The sequence below is a fragment of the Candidatus Nanopelagicales bacterium genome (assembly GCA_028687755.1).
In the GTDB taxonomy this organism is placed as follows: domain Bacteria; phylum Actinomycetota; class Actinomycetes; order S36-B12; family S36-B12; genus UBA11398.
Map to the genome: position 1 here is coordinate 174938 of JAQTZL010000001.1, position 19104 is coordinate 194041.

The 19104-nt window shown below is 53.7% G+C and carries 21 protein-coding genes; 8 read left to right on the top strand and 13 right to left on the bottom strand.

Annotated elements, in window-relative coordinates; all coding sequences use genetic code 11:
* Positions 1 to 2: 2 nt before the first annotated feature.
* The gene (locus PHN51_00960) at positions 3 to 1229 is read left to right on the top strand and encodes a ribonuclease D (protein MDD2817347.1); all 1227 of its coding nucleotides are present in this window, start codon (positions 3 to 5) and stop codon (positions 1227 to 1229) included.
* On the opposite strand, the gene dxs is transcribed toward PHN51_00960, so the two are convergent.
* From dxs to PHN51_00985, 5 genes are all read right to left on the bottom strand, one after another.
* Positions 1198 to 3111 (bottom strand): 1-deoxy-D-xylulose-5-phosphate synthase, encoded by a 1914-nt coding sequence (gene dxs, locus PHN51_00965; protein ID MDD2817348.1) that lies wholly within the window; start codon positions 3109 to 3111, stop codon positions 1198 to 1200. The genes PHN51_00960 and dxs overlap by 32 nt on opposite strands.
* Before the next feature lie 17 nt (positions 3112 to 3128).
* On the bottom strand, positions 3129 to 3479 hold the full coding sequence (locus tag PHN51_00970) for a hypothetical protein (GenBank protein ID MDD2817349.1): 351 nt from the start codon (positions 3477 to 3479) through the stop codon (positions 3129 to 3131).
* Positions 3480 to 6128: an aconitate hydratase AcnA gene (gene acnA, locus PHN51_00975; GenBank protein ID MDD2817350.1), complete on the bottom strand. Its 2649-nt coding sequence runs from the start codon at positions 6126 to 6128 to the stop codon at positions 3480 to 3482. It lies immediately after the preceding gene.
* 75 nt (positions 6129 to 6203) lie between these two features.
* Complete coding sequence (locus PHN51_00980; protein MDD2817351.1) at positions 6204 to 7406, bottom strand: TRAM domain-containing protein; 1203 nt, start codon at positions 7404 to 7406, stop codon at positions 6204 to 6206.
* Positions 7399 to 9336 (bottom strand): APC family permease, encoded by a 1938-nt coding sequence (locus tag PHN51_00985; GenBank protein ID MDD2817352.1) that lies wholly within the window; start codon positions 9334 to 9336, stop codon positions 7399 to 7401. Before PHN51_00985 ends, PHN51_00980 begins: the two co-directional genes overlap by 8 nt.
* A gap of 37 nt (positions 9337 to 9373) precedes the next feature.
* On the opposite strand from PHN51_00985, the gene PHN51_00990 reads away from it, so the two are divergent.
* Positions 9374 to 10036 carry a TrkA family potassium uptake protein gene (locus PHN51_00990; GenBank protein ID MDD2817353.1) on the top strand — a complete coding sequence of 221 codons (663 nt, stop codon included), beginning with the start codon at positions 9374 to 9376 and terminating at the stop codon, positions 10034 to 10036.
* Positions 10037 to 10696 carry a TrkA family potassium uptake protein gene (locus PHN51_00995; protein MDD2817354.1) on the top strand — a complete coding sequence of 220 codons (660 nt, stop codon included), beginning with the start codon at positions 10037 to 10039 and terminating at the stop codon, positions 10694 to 10696.
* Between the two features lie 7 nt (positions 10697 to 10703).
* On the opposite strand, the gene PHN51_01000 is transcribed toward PHN51_00995, so the two are convergent.
* Genes PHN51_01000 through dut form a run of 4 tightly spaced genes read right to left on the bottom strand, consistent with a single transcriptional unit; the run spans position 10704 to position 12797 of the window.
* The gene (locus PHN51_01000) at positions 10704 to 11372 is read right to left on the bottom strand and encodes a DUF3159 domain-containing protein (GenBank protein MDD2817355.1); all 669 of its coding nucleotides are present in this window, start codon (positions 11370 to 11372) and stop codon (positions 10704 to 10706) included.
* Positions 11369 to 11737 carry a DNA-binding protein gene (locus tag PHN51_01005; protein MDD2817356.1) on the bottom strand — a complete coding sequence of 123 codons (369 nt, stop codon included), beginning with the start codon at positions 11735 to 11737 and terminating at the stop codon, positions 11369 to 11371. Before PHN51_01005 ends, PHN51_01000 begins: the two co-directional genes overlap by 4 nt.
* Positions 11737 to 12342 carry a DUF3710 domain-containing protein gene (locus tag PHN51_01010; protein ID MDD2817357.1) on the bottom strand — a complete coding sequence of 202 codons (606 nt, stop codon included), beginning with the start codon at positions 12340 to 12342 and terminating at the stop codon, positions 11737 to 11739. Before PHN51_01010 ends, PHN51_01005 begins: the two co-directional genes overlap by 1 nt.
* The gene (gene dut / locus PHN51_01015; protein ID MDD2817358.1) at positions 12339 to 12797 is read right to left on the bottom strand and encodes a dUTP diphosphatase; all 459 of its coding nucleotides are present in this window, start codon (positions 12795 to 12797) and stop codon (positions 12339 to 12341) included. The genes PHN51_01010 and dut overlap by 4 nt, the downstream gene beginning before the upstream one ends.
* Before the next feature lie 27 nt (positions 12798 to 12824).
* Between dut and PHN51_01020 the strand changes: the two genes are divergently transcribed.
* Positions 12825 to 13295, top strand: coding sequence for a DUF3093 domain-containing protein (locus tag PHN51_01020; GenBank protein ID MDD2817359.1), 471 nt, complete (start codon positions 12825 to 12827; stop codon positions 13293 to 13295).
* 23 nt (positions 13296 to 13318) lie between these two features.
* Entirely contained in the window at positions 13319 to 13585 is a 267-nt protein-coding gene (locus PHN51_01025) for a DUF4235 domain-containing protein (GenBank protein MDD2817360.1), read from the top strand.
* A gap of 27 nt (positions 13586 to 13612) precedes the next feature.
* Here PHN51_01025 and PHN51_01030 read toward each other — a convergent pair whose 3' ends face one another.
* Positions 13613 to 13909, bottom strand: a complete 297-nt coding sequence (locus tag PHN51_01030; protein ID MDD2817361.1) for a DUF4193 family protein — start codon at positions 13907 to 13909, stop codon at positions 13613 to 13615.
* 129 nt (positions 13910 to 14038) lie between these two features.
* Between PHN51_01030 and PHN51_01035 the strand changes: the two genes are divergently transcribed.
* Positions 14039 to 14557: a gamma carbonic anhydrase family protein gene (locus PHN51_01035; protein MDD2817362.1), complete on the top strand. Its 519-nt coding sequence runs from the start codon at positions 14039 to 14041 to the stop codon at positions 14555 to 14557.
* Between the two features lies 1 nt (position 14558).
* Here PHN51_01035 and PHN51_01040 read toward each other — a convergent pair whose 3' ends face one another.
* The gene (locus PHN51_01040) at positions 14559 to 15386 is read right to left on the bottom strand and encodes an inositol monophosphatase family protein (protein ID MDD2817363.1); all 828 of its coding nucleotides are present in this window, start codon (positions 15384 to 15386) and stop codon (positions 14559 to 14561) included.
* An 87-nt stretch (positions 15387 to 15473) separates the two neighbouring features.
* Between PHN51_01040 and PHN51_01045 the strand changes: the two genes are divergently transcribed.
* Both PHN51_01045 and sepH read left to right on the top strand, forming a co-directional pair.
* Positions 15474 to 16616 (top strand): MFS transporter, encoded by a 1143-nt coding sequence (locus PHN51_01045; protein MDD2817364.1) that lies wholly within the window; start codon positions 15474 to 15476, stop codon positions 16614 to 16616.
* Between the two features lie 44 nt (positions 16617 to 16660).
* The gene (gene sepH / locus PHN51_01050) at positions 16661 to 17419 is read left to right on the top strand and encodes a septation protein SepH (GenBank protein MDD2817365.1); all 759 of its coding nucleotides are present in this window, start codon (positions 16661 to 16663) and stop codon (positions 17417 to 17419) included.
* Between the two features lie 3 nt (positions 17420 to 17422).
* Here sepH and PHN51_01055 read toward each other — a convergent pair whose 3' ends face one another.
* The gene (locus PHN51_01055; GenBank protein MDD2817366.1) at positions 17423 to 18526 is read right to left on the bottom strand and encodes an alkaline phosphatase family protein; all 1104 of its coding nucleotides are present in this window, start codon (positions 18524 to 18526) and stop codon (positions 17423 to 17425) included.
* The gene (locus tag PHN51_01060; protein ID MDD2817367.1) at positions 18526 to 19104 is read right to left on the bottom strand and encodes a DUF5998 family protein; all 579 of its coding nucleotides are present in this window, start codon (positions 19102 to 19104) and stop codon (positions 18526 to 18528) included. Before PHN51_01060 ends, PHN51_01055 begins: the two co-directional genes overlap by 1 nt.

Genomic DNA, 19104 nt, shown 5'->3' on the forward strand with positions numbered 1-19104 from the left:
ATATGCCTGTTGAGCTAAAACGCGAACGTGAACCTCGCGATGGCGTTCCAGAACCAATTACTACGAGTGCACAACTCAAGGCGTACAGCGCACTTCTCGCTGACGGCAGCGGGCCCGTGGCCCTTGACGCCGAACGAGCTTCAGGTTTTCGTTACAGCCAGCGTGCGTATCTGATTCAGCTCCGCCGTGAAGGCGCGGGAACTGCATTGATCGATCCCATCACTATCGACGATTTCAGTCCATTGATCACCGCAATGGATGGCATCCCCTGGATTCTGCATGCCGCCTCCCAAGATTTACCTTGTCTCAATGAGTTGGGTCTGTTTCCGATTTCGCTCTTTGATACCGAACTTGCCGGACGCCTGCTTGGCCGTGAACGCGTGAGTCTGGGTGCGCTTGTCGAATCTGAACTAGGTGAGATTCTCGAGAAGGGTCACGGTGCAACGGATTGGTCGTTGCGCCCACTCACGAAAGCTCAATTGCGATACGCGGCTCTCGATGTTGAGTTACTCGTCGAATTAATGGATGTTCTTCAGGCCGAGCTCGACACCGCCGGAAAGGCACAGTGGGCTCAACAGGAATTCGATGCATTATTGAATTTTCGCCCCAAGGACCGAGGCGAAGAACCATGGAGGCGAACCTCCGGTATTCACAAACTTCGCAAAGGCCAACAACTGGCGGTCGTCCGTGAATTATGGACTGCACGCGACCTCACGGCACGACGTGAAGATATAGCCCCAGGACGCATCCTTCCCGATGCTGCGATCGTTGCGGCTGCCACTGAACTTCCTGCGTCTTCAGACGATCTAGGCAAACTCCCTGCGTTCGCTGGCCGTGGCCAAACGCGCAGACGCGCTCAGTGGTGGTCGGCGATAAGTACCGCTTTGGAATCGCCAGAGCATTCGTGGCCAGTCAGTAGCGGACCAGGCGAAGGTCTGCCGCCACCTCGCACGTGGATCAATAAGAATCCGCAAGCATCGGTACGCCTTGAAGTTGTCCGTGAAGGTTTGCGTGAACTTTCCGAACGAGTGAGCGTGCCTGTCGAAAATTTATTGACACCAGAAATCACTCGCAGATTGTGCTGGGAACCGCCATTGGAAATCACCAGCGAAACGATTATTGATTACCTCAGGGCCCACGGTGCCCGAGAGTGGCAGATTGAATTATCCACTCCGATTTTTGCAACAGGATTGCTCGCTACTGCTGCACCGAAGACTGACGATCAATAACTTCTTGAGAGCCTTGCACCGCAACGGTTTCTACCACGGTGCGCGAAATTTCCTGTGACGTTAAACCAAACTGCTTGAGTAGATCTGCACGCTTACCATGCTCAAGGAACTCATCAGGTATTCCAATATTTCGAACAAGTACGTCAACATGAGCGTCGCGTAGAACTTGGCTCACTGCCGCGCCAACACCACCCGTGCGCATGCCATCTTCCACGACAACGACCAATTTTGCGCAGCGCGCTAACTCAATAATCGCGGTTGGCACCGGCTTCACCCAACGCGGATCAACAACCAAGCTCCCGATTCCCTGATCATGTAAACGCTCAGCAACTTCACAGCACAACGGCGCAAAGGCTCCGACACTCACAATGAGGACGTGCTGATCCCCGTATTCGGCCAAAACATCAACAGCATCAACGCGACGAATGGCAGGGAGAACAGGCGGCAGGGCACCTTTAGGGAAACGCACCACAGTCGGTGCATCACTAATAGCGATCGCTTCATTGAATTCATCTCGCAAGGTGACTTCATCACGCGGAGCAGCGATGCGAAGTCCAGGAACGACCTGCAGCATCGACAAATCCCAGATTCCATTGTGCGTTGCACCATCATCACCAGTGACACCAGCACGATCCAAGACGAAGGTAACTCCGGCATTATGGAGCGCACAATCCATCAGCACCTGATCGAAAGCCCGGTTGAGGAAGGTTGCGTAGAGCGCGACCACCGGATGCAAACCACCAAACGCTAATCCCGCCGCACTCGTGGTTGCATGCTGTTCAGCGATACCCACATCGAAGGTGCGTTCTGGAAATGCTTGAGCAAAGGCGTTTAATCCTGTTGGTCCCAACATAGCCGCCGTAATCGCTACAAGATCAGATCGTGAACGTCCAGCAGTCACAAGTGCATCTGAAAACGCTGCTGTCCAAGTAGGGCCTGAGACTCCAACGGGAATACCCGTGTCAGGGTCAATGATGCCAACGCCATGGAATCGATCAGCATCATCTGCTTCAGCTGGCCCATATCCGCGACCTTTTTCGGTGATCACATGCACGATGACAGGTCCGTCAAATTCCTTTGCACGCTTGAGTGCATGTTCGAGTTCAGTTTCATCATGGCCATCAACTGGCCCGATGTACTTCAATCCAAGATCTTCAAACATGCCCTGCGGCGCCATGATGTCCTTGACGCCTTTTTTCATTCCGTGCAAAGTTCCGTAAATTGGATTACCCACAACCGGAGTGCGATGTAGCACCCGCTTGCCCCAATCCATGAAGCGTTCGTAACCACGAGTCGTCCGTAATGTGGACAAATGATGCGCTAATCCGCCAATGGTTGGTGAATACGAGCGCTCGTTATCGTTCACAACGATCACGACCGGACGCTTGGAACCTGCAATGTTGTTGAGCGCTTCCCAAGCCATGCCTCCGGTGAGGCCACCATCACCAATCACAGCAACAACATGTTGTTTGCCCAACAGCCCACGCAGTTCCCACGCCTTGGCTAGGCCATCGGCATATGACAGTGAAGTTGAAGCATGTGAATTCTCGACAATGTCATGAATGCTTTCGGATCGGCTTGGATAACCCGACAATCCCCCAGCCTGACGAAGTTCATCGAAACCTGCTGCTCGGCCCGTCAGGATTTTGTGTACATATGACTGATGACCGGTGTCCCAAATGATCGCGTCCTGTGGTGACGTGAACGTGCGATGGAGCGCAATCGTGAGCTCCACGACACCCAAATTGGGGCCAAGATGTCCGCCAGTTGCCGAAACTTTGGCTACCAGAAAGGCACGGATCTCGGCGGCGAGAACAGGTAATTGCGCGGGAGTTAACGCTCGAACATCGCGAGGGTCGCGGATACGGGCTAACAGGCTCACCCGGTTAGTCTAGGCCCCTAGTGACGAGCAGAGACCTCTCGTAGCCCCTCGACAACAAGAGAAATTTCACGCTGCAGAGCCACCATTCTTGCCCCTTGAGCAGCAAGAGCTTGCTGCACGATTTCTAAATCAAAGGCCTGCAGAGTGCCTTCAAGTTTGGTTCTCGTTTGGCTGTATCCCAAACGCGACCCTTCAAGGGCACCCGCGGTGAAAGATTCCAGATACAACGCCAAGGCCAGTGGAAATCCTCGCAAAGGCGAGGTTCGCAAATCAGCTGGGCCCTGGTCCAGTAACCATTTGACGGCTTCGCCGGTGAAATCCTCATGGTCTGGGGGTACCAAACCATGAGGCCAACCTGCTGGTGTCATTTAGAGCAACGAACGAAGCACGTACTGCAAGATTCCACCATGGCGGTAGTAGTCAGCTTCACCTGGTGTATCGATACGCACCAGCGCATTGAACTCCACGACTGATCCATCTTGCTTTACCGCTTCAACAGCAACTTCACGTGGTGTAGTGCCGTCGTTTAACTGAACAACACCCTTCACTGTGATGACCTCTTCGCCAGTCAGGCCAAGGCTTTGAGCATTGACGCCCGCTTGGTACTGCAATGGCAAGACGCCCATGCCAATCAAGTTGGAACGGTGGATGCGCTCATATGACTCTGCAATAACCACACGAACACCAAGGAGTGCCGTGCCCTTTGCCGCCCAGTCGCGCGATGAACCTGAGCCGTATTCCTTGCCAGCAAGAATCACCAATGGGGTGCCGTGCTTGGCGTAGCTTTGCGCTGCATCGTAAATCGAAACAACAGGCTCATCAGCATTGGTGAGATCGACAGTAAAGCCGCCCTCAATGCCATCGAGCATGAGGTTCTTCAAACGGATGTTCGCAAATGTTCCACGAATCATCACTTCATGGTTGCCACGACGTGATCCGTAGGAGTTGAAGTCTGCGCGATCAACACCGTGTTCAGCTAAATACACGCCTGCAGGGCTGTCAGCCTTGATATTGCCGGCAGGTGAAATGTGGTCAGTCGTGACCGAATCGCCAAGTACAGCTAGAACGCGCGCACCGGTGATGTCATTGACAGGTGAAGGCGTACGGCCCATACCTTCGAAGTACGGCGGTTTGCGCACGTATGTGCTCTCCGGATCCCAAGCAAAAAGATCACCACTTGGGGTTGCCAGGTTCTGCCAGCGAGCATCGCCTGCAAACACATCCTTGTAACGCGAAGAGAACATGTCAGCATCAATTGCAGAGTTCACTACAGCGGCAACTTCATTTGCACTAGGCCACACATCTGCCAAGAACACACCCTTGCCATCTGAGTCGTAACCCAAAGGTTCAGTTGCTAGGTCAATATCCATCGTTCCCGCAATTGCGTATGCGACCACGAGTGGAGGGGATGCCAAGTAGTTCATCTTGATGTCAGGATTGATGCGACCTTCGAAGTTGCGGTTACCACTGAGCACTGACACCACTGCGAGGTCATGTTCATTGACCGCTGCACTTACTTCAGGAATGAGTGGACCTGAGTTACCAATGCAAGTGGTGCAACCGTAACCAACGATGTCAAAACCAAGCTGATTCAAGTATGGGGTTAAACCGGCTTTGTCGTAGTAATCAGCGACAACCTTTGAGCCAGGTGCAAGGGAAGTTTTGACCCAAGGTGCCCGAGTGAGCCCACGCTCAACAGCCTTCTTAGCCAGCAAACCGGCGCCAAGCATCACGAATGGATTTGAGGTGTTGGTGCACGATGTAATCGCGGCAACAGTGACAGCGCCATGACCAATCTCTGAAGTCGTTCCGTTAATGGTCACCTCTGCCAACGCTGCAGGTGACTTGGTGTAGTCCTCCAGTGCAACTTCGAAGGCACCCTTTGATTCGGAAAGCAGCACGCGATCCTGTGGGCGCTTTGGACCAGCAATCGAAGGCACGATAGTTGCGAGATCCAACTCAAGGTATTCGGAATACACAGGCTCATGTGCAGCGTTGTGCCACAACCCTTGTTCCTTTGCATACGCCTCAACAAGTGCAATTTGCTCTTCTGATCGGCCCGTGAGGCGCAAATAATCAACTGTTGCTTCATCAACGGGGAAGATCGCAACCGTGCTGCCGTATTCAGGGCTCATGTTGCCGATAGTGGCGCGGTTGGCCAGCGGCACTGCGCTGACACCTTCACCGTAAAACTCTACGAACTTGCCAACGACTCCATGCTTGCGAAGCATGTCGGTAATGGTGAGTACGAGGTCTGTTGCTGTGGCGCCCTGTGGCAATTCACCGCGAAGCTTGAAGCCAACAACACGTGGGATCAACATCGACACTGGTTGGCCAAGCATTGCTGCTTCAGCTTCGATACCGCCGACGCCCCAGCCCAACACACCAAGGCCATTGACCATGGTGGTGTGTGAATCGGTGCCGACGACAGTGTCTGGGTACGCCTGACCACCACGAGCCATGATGACTCGAGCCAGGTTCTCAATATTGACTTGGTGGACGATGCCGGTGCCTGGTGGCACGACCTTGAATTCTTCAAAAGCGCCTTGGCCCCAACGAAGGAATTGGTAGCGCTCTAAGTTGCGTTCATATTCCAGATCCACGTTCAGCGCTTCAGCATTTTGGCTGCCAAAGAAATCCACGATGACCGAGTGGTCGATCACAAGTTCAGATGGAGCCAATGGCTCGATCTTGCTGGCGTCTCCTCCGAGCTCTGCAACAGCTTCGCGCATGGTTGCAAGGTCGACAACCACAGGAACACCGGTGAAGTCCTGCATCACTACACGTGCCGGAGTGAACTGGATTTCTTCGCTTGGCTGGGCAGCGGGATCCCAGTTGCCCAGAGATGCGATGGTTTCTTTGGTGATGTTGGCGCCATCTTCGGTGCGCAGGAGGTTTTCAAGAAGCACCTTGTGCGTGAAGGGAAGGCGATCACTGCCCGGGACCGTTGCAATTCGGAAAATCTCGTAGGAATTCGATCCAACCTGCAGATTTCCTTTGGCACCAAAACTGTCCACGCTGGCCATACCTTTCGCTCTAAGTAGGTTCAAGGTAGCCGATTCACCCTCCCAAGGGCACAACAGGTCTGGTCCTTATGCCGACGGCTCAAACTTGGCAATGCACTCCATGTGCGAGGTCATTGGGAACGCATCAAGGACCACAAAGGATGTAAGCGTGTACCCAGCCTCCATGAGGAAGGCTGCATCTCGTGCAAAGGCAACGGGATCACAGGCCACGTACACCACTGAGCGTGGCTTGGCTGCTGCGACTGACTTCATCACTTCTCTACCAGCGCCCCGCCTCGGAGGATCCAGCACTATTCCATCTACTTGGTGCGGGAACTGCCAACGTTCAACATCGGCATCAACAAAAGTGACCTGCTGTAGATCAGCAAGGGCACGCTTTCCGTCGCGCACGGCACTGCGATAGCTCTCCACGGCCGTGACATTGCCGGTCACTCCGACAGCTTCGGCAAGGAAAGCACTGATCAAGCCCGCTCCGGCATACAGATCAATCCACCGCTCCCCTGCCTGTGGCGCACCGAAATCAAGCACGTGTTGCACAATGGACTCTGCGGCCGCCGGGTGCACCTGCCAAAACCCAGTGCTCTCAATTTCCCAGATTCGTTCACGTACCTGCTGGTGAGCCTTGCGCGGACCACTGACTAAGTCGCGATCTGCCCATACTGAAACATTGCCGCGCGAGTCTTGTGTGACCTGCACGCTTTCGACACCGGACCAATCCGCCTCAGTGACCTGCGCAGCAGTGATGGCCTGGCTTGCCAAGAGACACTCCTCAACGGGCAACACACCATGGCTGCGAAAACCGAGCATTCCGGCTTGACCAGCTCCATCGACCGTCCAGCGCATCCGTGTGCGCCACCCCAAGCCATCCACATCGCCGAGTGATTCAACATCCAGTTCGCCCAGATCAATCCCTGCTTGACGTTGCAACGACTCGCGCGCAATTGCACCTTTGATCGTGCGCTGGTGTGCCACGTCTACATGCTGGAAATCGCAGCCGCCACATCCATAGGAACGAGCCCAACTGCACGGAGCTTCAACTCGAAAAGGTGACGCTTCATGAACTTCGATGACATCGGCGCGCACAAACTTCGAACGCACTTCTGTGATGCGCACAGTGACGTCTTCGCCTTCTAACCCATGGCGAACAAATGCGGTGTGACCAAGTGGGTGGGCGATGCAGTGACCGCCGTGGACTGTCGGACCAAGAATAAGTCGAACTTCATCATCAACTTCAATGGGTTCTTTAGGCGCGCGAACAACGTTATTCATCTTTATTAACGGCCAATTCACTGGATGCCAACTGCCAAGGCACGCTGGTCACCATCACGCCCGGAGTGAAGAGCAATCGACTCTTCAACCTCAATGCAGATTGATTATGTAACAACTGTTCCCACCAGCGACCAACAACATATTCAGGAATAAACACCATCACAATGTCATTTGGATTATCGGATCGAAGATCGCGAACGTACGTCAAAATTGGGCGCGTAATTTCTCGATATGGCGAATCAAGGATTTTCAGGGTCACAGGAATTTCACGACGAGCCCAATCGGCTTGTAACGCAGCAGTGTCATCGTCGTCAACGTTGACTGTAATTGCTTCAAGCACTGTCGGGCGTGATGCACGGGCATAGGCAAGGGCACGCAGTGTTGGCTTATGGATCTTGGAAACCAATACAAGCGCGTGCACACGAGATGGAAGAACGACTTTTTCATCATCTCTGGTGGCAAGCTCACGACTTACACGCTCGTAATGACCATGAATGATTTTCATGATGGCGAAAATGACCGGCATTGCCACGACAACTAGCCAGGCACCATGAGTGAACTTTGTGAGCAGCACAATCACGAGCACGAGCCCAGTCATGATGAAACCAAAGAAATTTATGCCTCGAGAACGACGCATTTTGCCGCGTTCCTTTGGATTGGTCTCTGACTTCAGATTTCTTGTCCAGTGACGAACCATGCCGATCTGACTCAACGTGAACGAAACAAATACGCCAAGGATGTACAGCTGAATCAATGCTGTTACGTCTGCTTGGTAGATCACGATTAAGACAATTGCTAATGCGGCTAACGTGAGGATGCCATTGCTGAATGCGAGACGATCGCCGCGCGTGTGCAATTGACGCGGAAGGTACCCGTCTTTGGCCAAGATCGAACCCATGACAGGGAAACCATTAAAAGCAGTGTTTGCGGCCAGTGCCAGGATCAATGCAGTCGCAAGTGAAATTACCAACACAGGAATCACTTGTTCACTGAATACCGCATTAGCAATCTGAACAATGACAGTTTTTTGTGCCTGGCCCTCTGGCAGACCCACTAATTCAGAATCCTTGTGCGTAATCTTCACGCCAGTCTTAATTGCTAGCCATGTAATACCCACGAACATGGCCATGGAAATAATCCCGAGCAAAGCCAAGGTCGTTGCTGCATTCTTGGACTTCGGCGGCTTGAAGGCAGGGACGCCATTTGCCACCGCTTCTATACCGGTCAACGCAGTGGTACCTGAAGAGAATGAACGCATAATGAGAAATGCCAACGCGAAGCCAGTAAATGAACCTTCGGGAAGAATGTTCCAAGAAGCACTTTCTGCCTGGAGATTTGCACCAAAGATCATCCGAATAATCGCTGTTGCGATCATGACGAAAATTGCTGCCATGAAGAAATAGGTTGGCGCCGCGAACAATCCGCCGGATTCCTTCATGCCACGCAAGTTCAGCAAGGTGATCACCACGATGATCCCCACCGCCCACCACACATTGTGCAAACTGATTGCAGGAAACACGGAACCTAGGTTGTCGACGGCAGATGCAATCGATACCGCGACGGTCATGACGTAATCAATCAGTAGCGCACTTGCTACAAACACACCCCAATTTGGCCCGAGGTTATGTGTGACCACTTCATAGTCGCCACCACCACTTGGATAGGCGTGCACGGTTTGGCGATACGACATCACCACCGCGAAGTAAATGAGTACGACACCAGCAGCTACCAACGGCCCCCACTCGTAGAGGCTCACCCCGCCAAGCGAGAGCACCAACAGGATTTCCTGTGTGGCATACGCGTTCGAGGACAGCGCATCGCTGGCGAACACAGGCAGGGCGATTTTCTTTGACAAATAGGTCTCGTGGAGACGATCGCTGCGTAATGCACGACCAACTAGGAGACGCTTAAGACCCTCGGACAACGGCACGTCAACGGATGCTACGCCTTACCTGTATCTTCTGAACGTGCACATCGTCATCCTTGGGTGCGGACGAGTCGGATCCCTCCTAGGTGAATTCCTCGACAAGTCTGGTCACTCCGTGGCCATCATCGATCAGGACGCCTCAGCCTTCCGTCGACTCCCTGCTGATTTTGGTGGGCTCACGGTCAAAGGCATTGGCTTTGACCGTGAAACGCTTGAAAGTGCAGGGATCGAACGCGCAGGCGCTTTTGCCGCGGTCAGTAGCGGTGATAACACCAATATTTTGGCTGCGCGTGTGGCCCGAGAGACCTACAACGTAGAACGCGTCGTGGCTCGAATTTATGACCAGCGTCGAGCAGAAATCTACGAACGTCTCGGTATTCCCACCGTTGCAACCGTGGCCTGGACATCAAGCCAAATCATGCGCCGCATACTTCCGCTCGGTAGCGATGAACTCTTCCGCGATGCAAGCGGATACCTAGCCGTCGGTGCCATTTCATTTGGCTCTGTGTGGATTGGTAAGCGTGCCGTTGAGCTTGAGGTGGCATCTGGTGCTCGAATTACGTACATCACGCGTTATGGCGAACCATCCATCCCCAACGCTGAGACAGTGCTTCAAGAGGGCGACCAGGTGTATGCCACATACCGAACAGACCAAGTTGCCCACGTAGTGCGCGTGTTTGCGCACGGACCAGTGGAGGCATAGATGCGCGTCGCAATTGCAGGTGCAGGCAAGGTCGGTCGCTCGATTGCTCGCGAACTCATCGCTAATGGTCACAATGTTTTGCTCATCGATCGTGATCCAGAACTTTCACGCTCAGGTTCCATTGAAGGCGCTGAAGTTCTTCTTGCGGATGCTTGTGAAATCTCAACCCTTGAAGCCGCAAATCTGGCTCAATGCCAGGTGATGGTCGCCGCGACAGGCGACGACAAGGTGAACCTTGTGGTGAGTTTGCTTTCAAAGACTGAATACGGGGTTCCACGAGTAGTTGCTCGCGTTAACCATCCAAAGAACGAATGGATGTTTGATGAGAGTTGGGGTGTGGACGTTGCCGTGTCAACGCCCCGCATGCTTTCCGCGCTCGTCGAGGAAGCGGTGAGCGTCGGCGATCTCGTGCGCCTGTTCACCTTCCGCCAAGGCCAAGCAAACTTGGTTGAAATCACGCTTTCATCTGACTCCCCCGTTGCTGGCCAACGGGTGGGAGATCAACCGTGGCCACCAGACACTGCACTCGTTGCCATCGTTCGTGGCAGCCGCGTGATTACACCGTCACCGGATGATCCATTGGATCCAGGCGATGAATTGCTGTTCGTGGCCTCACCTGATCAAGAGCCAGAACTGCAACGCATGCTCGGCCATCTATAAACAATTGTTACTTCGTTGATCCTTCGGCGCGCATAGCCTTGTAGGTGGGTTCAAGTACTCGGTACGTAAAGTAGGCAGCCGCCAGAAAAAGCGGCCATCCCATGACGACTTTCACAATACCCAACGCTGTGACCGCGTCAGATAAATACAGCGGCGCCTGCACGGCCAGACGAGCAAAAAATAGTCCAACCCAAATCCAAGTAGCCGCAGCAAGTGCGCGCCGCTGACTTGGAGTCTTGCGCCATGTTGTGCCTTGCCCAGTGAAATATCCAAGGAAGACGCCGATTAGCGGCCATCGAACCAAGATGGAAATGAGAAAAACACTGCCATAAACGAGATTGGTCAATAATCCTGGAAGATAAAAATCGCCTGCCTTGCCTGTGTACTTAGCAAAACCGGCTGACACCAATAAACCCAGGAACCCAACACCGATTTGAGTCAGCGATTCACGTCGAACTACACGCCAAACCGCGATGAGCACGCCAGCAGCCAGAGCCGCCACCACCGATGTGCCCAGATTTTGACTGGTAATCAAATACGCGAAAACGAAGGTGAGAGTAGGAACTCCTGAATCGATTATCCCGCGCCAACCGCCAATGGCCCGTTCCAGCAGAATGGTTTCGGCTTTGATGTCCTCAATTGATTCATGCTCTATGGCAGGTTCATTGTCGTTCATGAATGTGAGGGCTTCAGTGTGTATCGAGGGTTGTAAATAGTTTTGCGGCCATTGATGTTGGTCATTCGCCCATTCACACGAAGACGGCGACCGGCGACAATTCCAGGAATTGATCTGCGACCTAGCCAAATAATCGAGGTCGCGCCTGAACCGTCATACAACTCGATTTCAAAAGCCGGGGCCACGTCCTGCGGCAAAATGGTTACCGATCGAACAGTTCCGCTGAGTGAAACCAATTGACCAGCTGCACAATCACAAATTTCTTGGCAGGGATCACCATCGCGGTTAAGTTCTGCTCGTAACTCAACGGCTTCACTCTCAGCACGAGTGCGAGCTAAATTCGAAAGCCGAGTCTTGAATCCCATTAGCGAATCTCGGTGATCTCAGGTCCGCGCTCTGGTGGTAACAACACAGGTGCGGAAGCTTCGATTACCTCGTCGACAGCAGGAAGCGCTAAGACGAGGGGGGTACCCACCGGAAGTGCGTCGTTTCCCCGCACGATGACTAACCCACGCACAGCATTTTCCATGAACACAGCAGCATCACCTGGACGGGCGGCTTGGCCTAGGAATACAGCTCGCAAGAACCAACGTGGACCTTCAATACCTACGAACCGAACTGCTTGCAAACCTTGCTCCGCAGGAACTTGAGCCCAAATCTCCGGACCAAACGCCCCAACTTGCTGTTCCACTAATCCTTGGGACTCATTAATGGAGGCAATGATCTGCGGTCGGGCTTCATCCCAAAGTCCTCCTGACTTTGGAGCAGCGAATACCTGCAATTGCACTCCACTTTCTGGAGTAGCCAACGTCACGAGTGCCACAGCTCCGGATGCTTCATCAACTTGCACCTGAACATCAATGCCAGGAATTGCGGTGATCAACAGGCTGCCTAGATCAAGACGTTGCGTCTCATCCCAGGTAACTTCGGATTCATCCCATGGCCCATTGGCCCGCAGTTCGCTACTCACATGCCCACCGTAGTAGTACCTGTACCTGTTGAGCCGAACCCGCCCTCGCCTCTATGGCTTTGTGGCAATTCACTGACCTCGATCAATTCAGCGTGGGCAACGGGGGCCACCACGAGTTGCGCTATGCGATCACCCCGTTCCAAGGAAATTGCATGAATTGGATCATGATTGATCAATATGACTCCAATCTCGCCGCGATACCCCGCATCAATCACACCCGGTGCATTGACCATCCCAAGACCCCGATTGAGCGCTAACCCACTTCTTGGGTGCACATATGCGGCAAACCCGGCTGGCAAGGCAATCGCGATGCCCGTGGGAATCAAGACCCGCTCGCCAGGCTGCAAGGTGACCGACACCCGCGCACGCAAATCCATCGCGGCATCACCTGGATGTTCGTATGTCGGAAGAGGCAAATCTGCATCAAGGCGTTGAATTAAGACTGGTACCTGCATAACGACTGACTCTACTGAGGTTGGCCTATGGTTGAGCCTGTGAACGGCTATCGCGAGCGACTCCTGCCAAAGTGGTGGGTCTATTTGCTCGCCGCCAGCTTGATTGCGATGTTGAGCATCGCCTATGGAGCCGCATTTTCGGCGATGATCGGCTGGGTCATGTTCATAGTCGGATTTGGCCTCCTGGCATTGGCAATGACGGCTGGATCACCAGTAATTGAAGTCAGTGAAGTTCTGCGAGTCGATGAAGCTCGGCTACCCATGACATCAATTGCTCAGACTCGAGTGCTCGACGCTGATGAAACTCGTCAAGCTCGGCGCAGTCGAGATCACGCGCTGGATTTCACCTTGCTCAAATTGTGGTCAAGTACGACTGCGATTGCCGTGACATTAGATGACCCGACCGACCCGCACCCGGGCTGGCTCATTAGTACCCGACATCCGGGTGCCCTGAAAGATGCAATTGATCATGCACGGGCCCAAAGTGGCATCAACTAATACACATCTGAGACAGTGGGAACATGAGTACGCACGAGCCTGAACAAACGGTCGAAGAACCTAACCCGATCATGCATCTGGTTGCACCCATGACAGCGATTGGCGCAACCATGGTGATGCGCAAGGTACTCAATGCCGCCTATGAGCGGCGTACCGGAAATGAAGCTCCCGATCCTCGTGACGGGCGCGTGAGTTTTGGTCGCGCCTTGATGTGGGCAGTGGTCACAGCCGCAGCCGCGGCCGCCGTTGAAACAGCGGTCTATCGAATAATGAACCGCGAGACGCACTAGTTCAACACTTGCAGTGTGATCCCTTGTTCAGGAACATTCACTGCACACAGGCCCATGAACACTGTCATGATCAAGCTGACTGCGATGGTGCACCAAGAAACACTTGGCACAGGTGAATTCATCGAGTTGCTTTGGCAAAATATCAAGGGCTAGGGCGTCATCGGAAACATCGCTGCCCGGTAATTCGAGATTTTCGGCTTCGTCAAGTTCAATCGCTTGAATCTGCGGTAACTGCGTCACAGCAAATTGCTTTTTGAGTTCACTCAATTGCTTGCGCGCTTGATCGTCAGTGAAACTTCTTAAAGGTGACTGGGGTGTCGCCATTGTTCATCTCCCTCACGCCGAAACTCACACATACGAATCCTGCGAGCCCATTCTTGCTCACAGCACTAAACCTCACTCAAGCACTGTCTCAAATCCAGTTAACCAACGTGCACCCGATAACCTCGTCCTATGCCTATCTATGCCATTGGTGACCGTGAACCAACAATTGATCCAACCGCGTATGTACATCCAGACGCTGTAGTCATTGGAGATGTCCAGATAGGCCCAGAGTCATCGATTTGGCCTGGCGCAGTCCTGCGCGGTGACTACGGAACCATCATCATCGGATCTCAGACCTCTATTCAGGATGGCTCGGTGATTCACTGCACCGATGAACACAACACAGTGATCGGGAATCGAGTCACCGTCGGTCATAACGTGCATATAGAGGGCGCCCTTATCCATGATGATTGTTTGATTGGGTCGGGTTCAACTGTGTTAAATGAATCAGTGATCGGTCCGCATTCACTCGTGGGAGCTGGCGCTCTGGTCGGCTTGCGCAAGGTAGTGCCGCCACATGCCCGTGCACTGGGCGTTCCATGTGTTATTCAAGAAAGCAAGGTTGACGATCATCCAGATGTTGACGGTGTTTCTGGCTATGTGGAAAACGCTCGTCGATACGCGCAGGAATTGCGTCGATTGAACTAGCTCAACCGTGAGCTTTCTGCACGATAGCGCGCATTGGAATTGCAATTCCTGGCACGGCAGCGAGCATGGTCTCCTCATGAGGATTATCACCCCAAAGCCCAGTGACCACTGCTCCAGCTTCCGCGGCAATCAGTGCACCCGCAGCGACATCCCAGCGATTGAGACCCCGCTCGTAGTAGGCATCTAAACGCCCACGAGCAAGCCAACAAAAATCAACTGTCGCGCAACCCATACGCCGGAAGTCACGAACTTGCCCAGACAGTGCAAGCACCACGGCCGCTTGCTCTTGTCGGCGTTGGCTTGAGTACCCAAAACCTGTCGCGACCATCGCCGCTGACACGTCGTTACATTCACGCACCTGCAACTGTTCAACCCAACTTGGCTCGGTCATTGCGTGGCGAATCAACCAAGCACCGCCACCTTTGATGGCAACGTAGGCCTCGTCAAACTCGGGCACGATCACAACACCGAGGACTGACTCTTCATTGACTTCTGCGGCAACGGATACAGACCACATGGGAATGCGATACAGATAATTCACGGTTCCATCCAGTGGATCTACTACCCACCGAGTACCCGACGTACCAACCCGCTCCCCACCTTCCTCGCCAAGGAATCCGTCAGTTGGACGGGCACCAAGCAAAGCGTTCACCAGGCGTAGTTCGGCGCCGCGATCCATCTGCGTGACAGCATCAACGGGTGAGGATTTCGTTTCAATAACTAAGTCCCGAGGGCGCTCGTCGCGCAAGAAGCGTGCGGCTTCAACACTTGCTTGCCATGCCAAAGGCAAAAGTTCATGCTTCCCGAAAAATTCTTCAATAGGTTCCACCCCCACATCCTGCACTCATACCTATAGAGCACTAACGTCGCAGTTGTGTTGGGTACTTATCGCGAGGTCTTGCAGACCCCAGGAGCGTTGAAGTTTTCCAGCGCAGCGTTCTTGGCTCGCCTGCCCATCGCAATCGTCATGTTGGCGATCGTGCTGTACGTCGCTGGTACGACAGGCTCCTACGCTCAGGCCGGTATTTTGGCGGCAGCGTTTCAAGTTTCGGCGGCCGTAGGTGCAATTTTCACGAGTCGATTGATGGATGTCAGAGGCCAAGGCGCAACGCTTCCCTATCTAGCTGCGCTCAACGCACTGGGACTCATGATCTTTTTGTTCAGCAATCAGCTCGTGGTTATGCAGCTCTTGGGCGTACTGCTCGCCGGCGCTGCACAACCTGCGCTTGGTTCTGTTGTTCGCGCCCGCTGGGCTGTTGCCCTCGTTGATCAACCTGAGAAAAAGCGCGCAGCATTTGCTTGGGAAAGCATTCTCGATGAAGTCATTTTTACCGTAGGTCCAATATTTACTGCGGTTGTTGCAGTCCAGATTGGGCTAGCAGTGCCCTTGGTGCTCGCTGCGGTATTCACGTTGACTGGTTCATTCGCTCTTGCGTACCAACGCAAGAGCGAACCGAGAAAACATCCTGCTGGCACACCACGTGGCAAGGTGTTTCACCATCACAACATGTGGCGAATGCCCATCATTGGGGGGTGCTTCGGCTGGCTATTTGGCAGTTACGAGGTGACTACAGTGGCATTTGCGCAAAACGCTGGGCACCCAGAACTGAGCGGGGTAATTCTTGGCTTATGGGCAGCCTGCTCAGGTATCGGTGGGCTTTGGTTTGGACATCGCGCGTGGTCGGCTCCGTTACACAAACAGTTGGTCTATTGCACAGCCATCTTGTGTATTGCGATTCTTCCTGCTGTTTTCGTTCGCACCATTCCTGCATTGATGATCTCGGGCATCTTTGCTGGAGCTGCTATCGCACCTGGGCTGATCACCACATATGCACTCACGGAACGCTTGGTGCCCGCATCAATGCTCACCGAAGCTCTCACCTGGACGAATTCTGGAATGATTTTGGGGTACGCGGCCGGAACTTCGTTGTCTGGATTCTTTATTGATTCATTTGGCACCACTTTGAGTTACTTACTGCCACCCACGGGAGCGCTGGTCGCAATGCTCCTAGCCTTTGGTGCGACATCTGCCCCGACCCCTTCGCTTGAGCGTGACTGACCCACTATGTTTGGGGCAACACAACCGCACGTGAGGAGAAGGCCCTGGAACCGCTCAGCCCAAGGGAAATTCAGGCTCGCGTTCGTGCGGGTGCTGAGCCTGCGGTCATCGCAGCTGAAACAGGCTGGCAGTTGGACAAGGTCATGCGTTACGCCGGCCCTCTCTTGGCTGAGCGCGAGTACATCGTTACCCAAGCACTCAACACTGAACTACGCCGTACCGGATCCGCCGTCTCCTTTGAAGATTCGGTTGCTCAGGTAGTAGCACCGACCGGCTTTTCACCAGACTCCATTACCTGGGATTCCTACCGTCGTGAAGATGGCAAATGGATCGTTACTGCTGTACTTCCCGGATGGAAGCACGGTGAGAAAGCTGTGTTTACTTACGATCACACTGGTCACAATCTGCATGCACTTGATGATGTGGCTCGGCGCCTTCTTGGTGTTGCACCCGAAGGTGAAATGGATTTCATCACCGAAACACACATTGGTGTCATCGTTGAGGAAGCGCACATCGAGGTTGTCGAAGAATCTCGCCCACGTCTAGTAGCGGTACCCGCACTTGAAATCGAAGATGACAGCGAAGATGATGCGATCGTTGTAGACATCGTTGTGGAAGAAATCACTGCTGATGAGGTCAATGTTCAGCACAACGAAACCATGATGCTCCCTATGCAAACCCAAGATCCGGTAGCTCCACAAAAACCAGCTGTAAAGAAGCCAGCCAAGACAAAAGGTCGCCGGGCAAGCATCCCAACCTGGGACGAAATCTTGTTTGGCACGAGCAAGAATGAAGATGCGTAACGCTTAGGCTCGCTCCACCAAGCAGGGAATTTGCCACTCTTCTTGGCTGACTGATCCGTGTTGGCCAGCCAATGATGACACTCGCTTATCGATCAACGAGGTGAGCGCAACATTGGCGGAAGCCAACACCACCACATCTCCGATGCGATCCACGAGGTCGTCTAACACGTCGCCCATAAGTCCACTGGCCAACAGTGCCTCGCGTTCAATAACTCGAGCGTGATCACCAAGCAACTGCGACCACCTACGCGCCACTGCGCTTGCCTGCCCATCCTGGCAATACACGTGGCGCGCACGTGGCTCGCCGGCAAGTACCCGAACTCCTGCTGTGAAGTCACTCGTTGCATCAACTGAGATCCGGGTATCACAATTGACCATGCCGTGATCTGCAGTAACGATCAGTCGACTATTCATTGGTAGTGCATTGCGCAACGAATCAATGAGTGCGTCTACACGACCAAGGGCAGCTATCCATTCAATGCTGCCAACACCAAATTCGTGACCGACTCGATCAAGCTCTGCCCAGTACACGTAAGTGAACGATGGGCCGTGCTGCGCACCAGCCAACATTGCAGCGACTCGTTGATTCACATCTTCTGCTGCGCTGTACTGGCCCCCGCGCAAGACAGCCCGAGTTAATCCACTGGTGCGATACGCCTCGGGAGCAACTGTGTTGACCGCAATCCCCGCGGCCTGCATGTTTTCAAACATCGTTGGCTCAGGCTGTACGGCTACTGCAGGCATCTGGGCGTTCCATTGCAGTGGAACCAAGACACCATCGAACTCCGGAACCCAAAACGAGGCTCCTACAAGTCCGTGAGTTCCCGGCATTTCGCCGGTTCCAAACGACCCTAAGGCAACCGGTGTTGTCGACGGAATGACTGTGGCGGCTAGCGGACCGACCAATGATGCAAGTACGGGTGCGTGCTGGCCATATTGCGCTAACTGCATCGAACCTAATCCGTCGATCAGCGCACACACCACGTGTTGGGGCTGTTCAAGTCCGATGAGATCGCGAAACCCAGATAGCCCCAGGGCACTGGCTGCCGAGGGAACAATGTCAGCGATTGACAGCGCACTTGGTGCGCTTGGTAATTGTGAAGACATTAACGCAGGCGTGACGCGGTTGCCTGTGACAACGAAGCGGCGAAGGCCAACGCTTGCTGCACAACTTCGCCACCGTCAGCAACCTGCGATACACGAACCGACAGATCATCGTTACTTGTTGTACCGGTAAATCCGTGATCAGCATCGCAGGTTGGATCACCGCAAGATGCTGGCTCAAGTTCAATGCGCGATACCGCTCCCCAACCGATAGTTAAGAGAACTTCCGCGGCATTGCCACCGGGCTTATGGGTTGCTGGATTTGTTACAACTCGAGTGACGACAACTGAGTCGACGCGCTCAAGGCGTACGGCTTCGGTTGAAGCGGTCGCAAATGAAACCGGGTGATGTTCATCTGCTGGATGCTCATCGGTGTGTCCAACGATTAAGCGTGTTGCGGTCAACGCCAGCACAGTTACATGGCGACGTAACTCATCATGATCGAACGTGGCCTCATGATGGACCAGATAAGCCTGGAGATCTTCACCACCAAGTGCCGTTTCCAACGCATCTGCTACCAGATCTGGGTAATAGCCACTGCGCTGAATATCCCCGCGGAGGGCTTGGTCTAAGTCGGCCAT